General features: G+C 71.6%; 2 protein-coding genes. One reads left to right on the top strand and one right to left on the bottom strand.

The window, feature by feature from the left end; translation table 11 throughout:
* Positions 1-331 precede the first annotated feature (331 nt).
* Positions 332-1,339 carry a stage II sporulation protein M gene (locus ACIRQ7_RS36450; protein WP_404266806.1) on the bottom strand — a complete coding sequence of 336 codons (1,008 nt, stop codon included), beginning with the start codon at positions 1,337-1,339 and terminating at the stop codon, positions 332-334.
* A gap of 124 nt (positions 1,340-1,463) precedes the next feature.
* On the opposite strand from ACIRQ7_RS36450, the gene ACIRQ7_RS36445 reads away from it, so the two are divergent.
* The gene (locus tag ACIRQ7_RS36445; RefSeq protein ID WP_404266805.1) at positions 1,464-2,432 is read left to right on the top strand and encodes an RDD family protein; all 969 of its coding nucleotides are present in this window, start codon (positions 1,464-1,466) and stop codon (positions 2,430-2,432) included.
* Positions 2,433-2,609: the final 177 nt, after the last annotated feature.

The following is a 2,609-nucleotide window of genomic DNA, read 5'->3' as shown; positions in this document are numbered from 1 at the left end:
TTCCGGCCTTTCCGACTCTATCAGATCCGATTCGGTCCGTTTCCGGCTCGAATTCAGTTCCGATTACCCGTCGGAGGGGTTTTGCCTTTCGGCTGTTTCCGACTTTATCAGAAGTTCTTCGGTCGAATTAATCGACCGGGGCTTCCGGTAAGAGAGTCGGATGCGCCTCGCCGAATTGAATTCACGGCCGAAGCGGAGAAGAGACTAACCGTTGCGACCGGACCATGTCCAGTTCGTTGCAACCGTTCGAATCTACCTCCCCAGGGCGCCCGTGTCAATGGGTTTCTTGGGGAGATCAGGAGATTAGCAGCTCAACGGGGTCTGATGCACATCAGGCAGCGGTGGGCACGGTGGCCGGGCGGTCGGTGGCTTCCACGTCGCCGGTCTCTCCCGCACGAACGGCGCGGCCGCCCAGGACGTAGACGTACAAGAGGAAGGCCAGTTCGGCGGCGATGCCGATGCCGATGCGGGCCCAGGTGGGCAGGCCGGAGGGGGTGACGAAGCCTTCGATGGCGCCGGACACGAAGAGGACGGCAGCGAGTCCGATGGCGACGCCCAGGGCAGAGCGGCCCTCCTCGGCGAGGGCCGTGCGGCGGGTGCGCGGGCCGGGGTCGATGAGGGTCCAGCCGAGACGCAGGCCGATGCCGGCGGCGACGAAGACGGCGGTCAGTTCGAGGAGGCCGTGCGGAAGGATCAGTCCGAGGAAGGTGTCGAGGCGTCCCGCTGAGGACATCAGGCCGATGCCGAAGCCCAGGTTGAGCATGTTCTGGGCGAGGACCCACAGGACGGGGATGCCGGCGAAGGCGCCGAGGACCAGGCAGAGAGCCACTGCCTGCGCGTTGTTCGTCCATACCTGGGCGGCGAAGGACGCGGCAGGGTGGCTGGAGTAATACGTCTCGTACTGGCCACCGGGGCGCGTCATGTCACGGAGGTCCTCGGGAGCCCCGATGCTCGCCTGGACCTCCGGATGGGCGGCGATCCACCAGCCGATGAGCGCGGCCACCGCTATGGAGAGAACCGCGGTGGGTATCCACCAGTGGCGCAGGCGGTAGACCGCTGCCGGGAACGACGTGGTGAAGAAGCGGGCCGCGTCACGCCAGGAGGCCTTGCGGGCGCCGGTGACCGTACTGCGGGCGCGGGCCACCAAGGAGGTCAGCCGGCCGGTCAGTGCTGGGTCGGGGGCGCTGGAGCGGAGCAGGGAAAGGTGGGTGGTGGTGCGTTGGTAGAGGGCCACCAGTTCGTCCGCTTCGGCTCCCGTGAGGCGGCGTCTGCGGCGCAGCAGGGTTTCGAGGCGGTCCCATTCGGCGCGGTGCGCCGTAACGAAGACATCGAGGTCCATTCGGTGTCGCTCCTCGCAGCGCCGTGGGGTGGTTGCCGGGGCCGTGGCCGGGTCAGCTTGGCAGACTGGGCGGGCCCGGCGTGGGGTGGGCAGGGCTTCGGGGACCGAAAGGGAGTGGGCGCGGGTGAGTGAGCTCGTCACGGGTGAAGCGGTGGTGTTGGGGCTACGGCCGGCCAGGCTGCCGAGCCGGGCACTGTCGATGCTGGTCGATCTGGCCATCAGCTGGGGGGTCTACCTCACGGTGTCGGTGCTGCTGGTGAGCGCGACGTCCTCGATGGACAGTGCGGCGACGGCGGCGGTGTCGGTGGCGACGTTCGTCCTCGTACAGGTCGGGATCCCGATCGTGATCGAGACGCTCAGCCACGGGCGGTCGCTGGGCAAGGTGATCTGTGGGCTGCGGGTGGTGCGGGAGGACGGCGGGCCGATCCGGTTCCGGCATGCGTTGGTGCGCGGGGCGATGGGTGCGATCGAGATCGTGCTGACGATGGGGGTCGTGGCCTCCATCGCCTCGCTGGTCTCGGCGCGGGGCAGGCGGATCGGGGACGTGTTCGCGGGGACGCTGGTCATACGGGAGCGGGTGCCTGTGGCCGAGGCGGGGATGGAGCTGCCTCCTCCGCCGCCGTGGCTGGCGGCCGAGCTCGCTGCGCTGGATCTTTCGCAGGTGCCGGACGGGTGGTGGCTGACGGTGCGGCAGTACCTGTCGCGAACGGGGCAGCTGGATCCTCAGGCCGGTGGGGCCATGGCGGGACGGCTGGCGGAGGATCTGCGGGGCTTCACCGGGGTTCCGGGGCCGGCGGGGGTGCATCCGGCCTTGTATTTGGCCGCGGTAATGGGGGAACGGCAGGGCCGGGAGGCGCGGCGGGCGTGGGAGGCGGCGTCGGCGGTGCCTGTCGTCGTGGCGGGGGATGCGGTGGCAGGGCCCGAGGCGGTTGCCGGTGGCGGTTCGCGGGCCGGTGGGGCGTGGGCGTCGCCGTCGGGTGAGCCGGTGGCCGGTGGGGGCGCGGTCTTCGGCGGTGGGGCGGGGCCTGTCCAGGGGGATGGCGGGGCCGCGGGTGGGGCGTCGTCGCGTACGGGGTTCGCGCCGCCGGCGTGAGGGGGGGCGGCGTGGCCGGGGTTTGCCGGGGGCCGGTTGGGGTGTGTGGGTGGTGGGGGGGGGGGGGGGGGGGGGGGGGGGGGGGGGGGGGGGGGGGGGGGGGGGGGGGGGGGGGGGGGGGGGGGGGCGCCCCCCCCCCCCCCCCCCCCGGGGGCCCCCCCCGCCCCCCCCCCCCCC

The organism is Streptomyces sp. NPDC101393 (assembly GCF_044767385.1).
In the GTDB taxonomy this organism is placed as follows: domain Bacteria; phylum Actinomycetota; class Actinomycetes; order Streptomycetales; family Streptomycetaceae; genus Streptomyces.
This window is presented reverse-complemented; position numbering and strand designations above follow the sequence as displayed.